Origin of the sequence: Aeromonas sp. R3-1, assembly GCF_040908345.1 — a bacterium.
Lineage (GTDB): Bacteria > Pseudomonadota > Gammaproteobacteria > Enterobacterales > Aeromonadaceae > Aeromonas > Aeromonas veronii.
In genome coordinates, this window is record NZ_JBFODN010000102.1 from 1 (window position 1) to 5040 (window position 5040).

Annotated in this window: 4 protein-coding genes and 2 tRNA genes; 4 read left to right on the forward strand and 2 right to left on the reverse strand. The window is 61.5% G+C overall.

Annotation, left to right across the window (positions count from 1 at the left end; translation table 11 throughout):
* Positions 1–156 precede the first annotated feature (156 nt).
* Together AB5Y85_RS06435 and AB5Y85_RS06440 are read right to left on the reverse strand one after the other, a co-directional pair.
* Positions 157–231 (reverse strand) — tRNA-Gly (locus AB5Y85_RS06435).
* A gap of 15 nt (positions 232–246) precedes the next feature.
* Positions 247–320 (reverse strand) — tRNA-Gly (locus AB5Y85_RS06440).
* Positions 321–521: 201 nt separating this feature from the next.
* Between AB5Y85_RS06440 and cydD the strand changes: the two genes are divergently transcribed.
* The 4 genes from cydD to AB5Y85_RS06460 all read left to right on the forward strand — a co-directional run bounded on the left by cydD (position 522) and on the right by AB5Y85_RS06460 (position 4945).
* Entirely contained in the window at positions 522–2291 is a 1770-nt protein-coding gene (cydD, locus tag AB5Y85_RS06445) for a cysteine/glutathione ABC transporter permease/ATP-binding protein CydD (protein WP_257687889.1), read from the forward strand.
* Positions 2284–4014, forward strand: a complete 1731-nt coding sequence (gene cydC / locus AB5Y85_RS06450; RefSeq protein WP_201995208.1) for a cysteine/glutathione ABC transporter ATP-binding protein/permease CydC — start codon at positions 2284–2286, stop codon at positions 4012–4014. The genes cydD and cydC overlap by 8 nt, the downstream gene beginning before the upstream one ends.
* A gap of 163 nt (positions 4015–4177) precedes the next feature.
* Positions 4178–4549: an Rcs stress response system protein RcsF gene (gene rcsF / locus AB5Y85_RS06455; RefSeq protein ID WP_013723982.1), complete on the forward strand. Its 372-nt coding sequence runs from the start codon at positions 4178–4180 to the stop codon at positions 4547–4549.
* 9 nt (positions 4550–4558) lie between these two features.
* On the forward strand, positions 4559–4945 hold the full coding sequence (locus tag AB5Y85_RS06460; protein WP_201995207.1) for a DUF488 domain-containing protein: 387 nt from the start codon (positions 4559–4561) through the stop codon (positions 4943–4945).
* Positions 4946–5040: the final 95 nt, after the last annotated feature.

Sequence of the window (5040 nt, forward strand, 5' to 3'; positions counted from 1 at the left end):
CAGTTTAAAAGTCAGCGAGTAATCGCGCTGTGTCCGTTTCACACCTTGTCCCATCGGGCTCTCCATTTATTGGGGGGAAAGGTGTAAACCATATTTAGGACGGGACAATGAAAAACAAAAAGCCCACTCGCATGAGTGGGCTTTTTGTTTTGAAGCTGGAGCGGGCAGCGGGAATCGAACCCGCATCATCAGCTTGGAAGGCTGAGGTAATAGCCATTATACGATGCCCGCCTGGCATCTGAAATTTGGAGCGGGTGATGGGAATCGAACCCACGTATGCAGCTTGGGAAGCTACCGTTCTACCATTGAACTACACCCGCGTCAGGGCTCCTACTATATGCATTTTGCCGCCGAGCGCAATGGCGCCTTTGCCACTTTTTTCAATAAATCAATCTGTTCGGACAAGGATTGAACAGACGGTTGCTTTTTCAATCAAACATTTTCAACACAGATAATTTACAAGGTTGCCAAGGCCAAACGGCAAGGATAGTCTTGCGCCACTCGACGCGAGGATGGTGGTAATGGATAAAAAAACGCAAAAACGTCTCTATTGCTGGTTGCGCAAGCAATCGAGTCACGGTCGCCGCTGGATCACGATATCCATCGCTTTTGGCCTTGGCCAGGGCATTCTGATGGTGGCGCAAGCCTGGCTGCTGGCGACCCTGTTGCACGGCTTTATCATCGAAGGCTCAACGCCTGAACAATCCATCACGCTCTTTATTACCCTGCTGCTGGTGACGCTTGGCAAGGCAGCGCTGGCCTATGGCCGCGAAGTGGCCAGTTTCAAGGCGGGCAGCGCGGTGCGCCAGACCATCCGCCAGCTGTTGCTCACTCGCCTTAGCCGTCTCGGCCCTGCTTATATCCAGCGCCGTCCGGCCGGTAGCTGGGCCAGCCTGCTGCTGGAACAGATTGAAAACATGCAGGATTTCTTCTCCCGCTATCTGCCGCAGATGGCCATCGCCATCTTTATTCCGGTGGTCATTCTGGTGGCCGTGTTCCCGGTCAACTGGGCGGCAGGTCTGATCCTGCTCGGCACTGCGCCCCTCATCCCCATCTTTATGATCCTGGTAGGTGTGGGCGCCGCCGATGCCAACCGCCGCAACTTTCAGGCGCTGGCCCGTCTCTCCGGCCACTTCCTCGATCGGCTGAAAGGGCTGCGAACCCTGCAACTCTTTATGCGTACCCAGGCAGAAGGTGACGCTATTCGCGACGCCTCGGAAGATTTTCGCGAACGCACCATGGAGGTGCTGCGCCTGGCGTTTTTGAGCACCGCCGTGCTGGAGTTCTTCGCCGCCATTTCAGTGGCGCTGGTCGCCGTCTACTTCGGCTTCTCTTATATCGACCATCTGAACTTTGGTAGCTATGGGGTCAAAGTCACCCTCTTTACCGGCCTGTTCGTGCTGTTTCTCGCCCCCGAGTTCTACGCCCCGCTGCGAGAACTCGGCGCCCACTACCACGCCAAAGCGCAGGCTATCGGCGCTGCCGAGCAACTGCTTGAATTTCTCGAAGCCGAGGTGAGCGAGCCGGCCGCAGGCACGGCGCCGTTCCATGCCGACAGCCCGGTCAAGGTAGAAGCCAAAGGGCTTGAAGTGCTGAGCGCCGAGGGCAAAGTGCTGGTCGGCCCCATCGACTTCACCCTGGAAGCCGGTTCACGTACCGCCCTCATCGGTATCAGCGGCGCCGGCAAGAGCTCGCTAGTCAATTCCCTGCTCGGCTTTGCCCCCTATCGCGGTGAGCTCAAGGTCAACGGGCAGGAGCTTGCCACCCTCGACATGAGCCAGTGGCGCCTGCAGCTGGGCTGGCTCTCGCAAAACCCGCAGCTGTTCCACGCCTCCTTGCGCGACAACCTGCTGCTGGCCAAGCCAACGGCCAGCGATGCCGAGCTGGAAGATGCCCTGAAACGGGCACAAGCGTGGGAATTTGCCATGGAGAAGGGGCTCGACTATCCGGTCGGCGATCAGGCGGGCGGCCTCTCGGTCGGTCAGGCCCAGCGCCTCGCACTGGCGCGAACCCTGCTCAAATCGACCCAGCTGATGGTGCTCGACGAACCGACCGCCAGTCTGGATCGCCACTCCGAACGCGCCATCATGACCACCCTCGAGCAGGCGATGGCTGGCCAGACCCTGCTGATGATCACCCACCGCCTCGACCAGCTTACCAAGATGGACAAGATAATAGTGCTGGCCCACGGCCAGCTGGTGGAGCAAGGCAGCTTCCAACAATTGAGTCAGGCGGATGGGCCTTTTGCCCGCCTGCTCTCCCAACGTTCCGGAGGTTCTCTCGATGAGTGATCTGTTGCCGTTTCTGCGTCTCTATCGCCAACACTGGCTCAGCCTCACCATTGGTTTGCTGCTGGCGCTGGTGACCCTGGCCGCTGGCATGGGGCTGCTCTCCCTCTCCGGCTGGTTCCTCTCTGCCGCCGCCGTGGCGGGGATGACAGTTGCGACGACCCATGCCTTTAACTACATGACCCCTGCAGGCGGGGTGCGCTTCTTCTCCATCGTCCGTACCGCCGGTCGCTGGGGTGAGCGGGTCGTGAGCCACGACGCCACCTTCAGGGTACTGACCCGACTGCGGGTCTGGTTCTGGCAGAAACTCTCGCCGCTCTCCACCGGTACCCTGGCCGGTTTCCGTCAGGCGGATCTGCTCAATCGACTGGTGGCCGACATCGATGCGATGGACCACGTCTACCTGCGGCTGATCACCCCCATAGGCGCGGCCCTGCTCAGCACCGCCGGACTGGTCTTCTTCCTGTCATTTTTCGACAGCCGTCTCGCCCTCACCCTGGGGGCCATTCTGCTGTTTGGCATGATTGCCCTGCCGCTGGTGTTCTACTTCCTCGGCCGTCGCCCCGGTCAGGCGCTGATTGCCGAAAAATCGACCTTGCGCACCCGGATGGTGGACTATCTGGATGGTCAGGCCGAGCTGCAGATGTTTGCCGCCGCCCCCAAGGCGCTGGTTGAGCTGCAACAAGCCGAACAGGCACTGCTCGTCGCGCAGGCCCGCATGGCCAAGGTGAGCGGGCTGGCCAACTTCTCGGTGCAACTGCTGAGCGGCTGGACCCTGACCCTGATGCTCTGGCTGGCCGGTCATGGGGTAGCGGGCGCTGCGCCCGACCCCATCACAGCACTGATGGTCTTTGCCACCCTGGCAAGCTTCGAGGCACTGATGCCGCTGGCGGGGGCTTTCCAGCACCTCTCCACCAGCCTCACCTCGGCACGCCGCCTGAACGAGATCCTGCAAGAGGCCAAAGCCCCCGTGTGGGGCGACGAGCAGACCCATGCCACCGTTGGTGCGCTGCAGATCAATGACCTCTATTTTGGCTACCCCGGCAACCCCCAGCCGGTGCTGCGTGGCTGCACCCTGCAACTGCACGCCGGTGAGAAGCTGGCGCTGCTGGGCCAGACCGGCTGCGGCAAATCGACCCTGATGGGGCTGCTGACCCGGGAGTGGAGCCCGCAGGCTGGCAAGATCCTGTTGGGTGGCAAGCCGCTCACCGACTACAGCGAAGGGGCGCTGCGCGCCTCCATCTCGGTGGTGAGCCAGCGGGTGCATCTGTTTGCCGATACCTTGCGGGGCAACCTAAAACTGGCCGCCCCGACCGCCTCTGACGAGCAGCTGATTGCGGTGCTGACCCAGGTCGGACTGGCCAATCTGCTGGAAGATGAGGCGGGCCTCGACGCCTGGCTCGGTGACGGCGGCCGCCCCCTCTCCGGTGGTGAGCGTCGCCGTATCGGCATCGCCCGCGCCCTGCTGCACGATGCGCCGCTCTGGCTGCTGGACGAGCCGACCGAAGGGCTCGACAGTCAGACCGAGCGGGAGATCATGGATCTGCTGTTCAAGCTTGGGGCAGATCGCACCTTGCTGCTCATCTCCCACCGCCTGCTGGGGATGGAGCAGATGGACCGGATTGCCCTGATGGAAGAGGGACAGATCCGCCTCTGCGCCCCGCACAACGAGCTGCTGGGGGATGATTACTACCGCAGCCTCTATCAGCGACTGGCTCCGGTTTGATATCAGGCTGATGGGGCTCACACCCTGACAACCGGGCGCAAAACGGGGCTGGTCGCCGCAGGCGGCTGGCCCCTATAATGTCCCCCTCATTATTCAACAAGATGCCGACATGGAGCGCCTGCGCATTTCTACTGTCCTCATCACCGACACAAGATACGAGACGATGAAACGCCTGATCCTGATGATGCCCCTGATTGCCTCCGGCTGTGCCAACTACGCCTTCAACAGCAATCTGGATAAAGAGAATTTTGACGAATACTTCAAACCCGGTAGCGTGCGCATCTATGAACAGGATGAGCTGGCTGACCTCAACTACCTCTACCTCGGCACCATCGAGGGTGAATCCTGCCAGGCCGATGCCAACCAGCCGGTGCCCAACGCCGGTGAAGCGCGCACCCTGGCCCGCCGCCGCGCCGCCGACATGGGCGGCAACGGCGTCACCATCGACAAGTGCGCCGAGTTCAGCGACACCCCGGGCTGCCTGAAACAGGTGATCTGCTACGGGCAGGCGCTGAAAGTGGCCGAAGAGAAGTAACCCGCTGTCATGGCCCTCGCTATCGTTCGCCTTGGCAGCCCGCGCCTGCCCGATGAGGGGCTGCGGATCGGCACGGTGCGCCGCCCACCCCGCGGCGTACCCAAGAGCGAATTTGCCAGCCAGCATTGGTACGATGTCTGGTTCCCCAATCTGGCCCCCAGCAGCGAGACCATGAAGCTGGGGCAGGCAGCCGAGACGCCCGCCCAGTGGGCGGCGTTTGGCAAACAGTACAAGGCCGAGATGGCGCAACCTGCCGCCAGGCATGATCTGGCGCTGCTGGCCGCCCTCTCACACACCACCAATCTGTCGGTGGGTTGCTACTGCAAGCAGGAGTCCCGCTGCCATCGCACCATTTTGAAAGAGCTGCTGGTAGCCGCTGGGGCCGCCATCCGCTAACTCGGTGAGCGACAGCGATGGGACGGGGAATCGCGTCAGCCTGTATTCGGCAACCATCAGACATGGATAGACAGAGAGGGCATCCCGCGGGATGC

Bases quoted from the DNA above. Each gene is read 5' to 3' on its own strand.
- cydD (WP_257687889.1), top strand. From the start codon at position 522: ATGGATAAAAAAACGCAAAAACGTCTCTATTGCTGGTTGCGCAAGCAA.
- cydC (WP_201995208.1), top strand. From the start codon at position 2,284: ATGAGTGATCTGTTGCCGTTTCTGCGTCTCTATCGCCAACACTGGCTC.
- AB5Y85_RS06460 (WP_201995207.1), top strand. From the start codon at position 4,559: ATGGCCCTCGCTATCGTTCGCCTTGGCAGCCCGCGCCTGCCCGATGAG.
- rcsF (WP_013723982.1), top strand. From the start codon at position 4,178: ATGAAACGCCTGATCCTGATGATGCCCCTGATTGCCTCCGGCTGTGCC.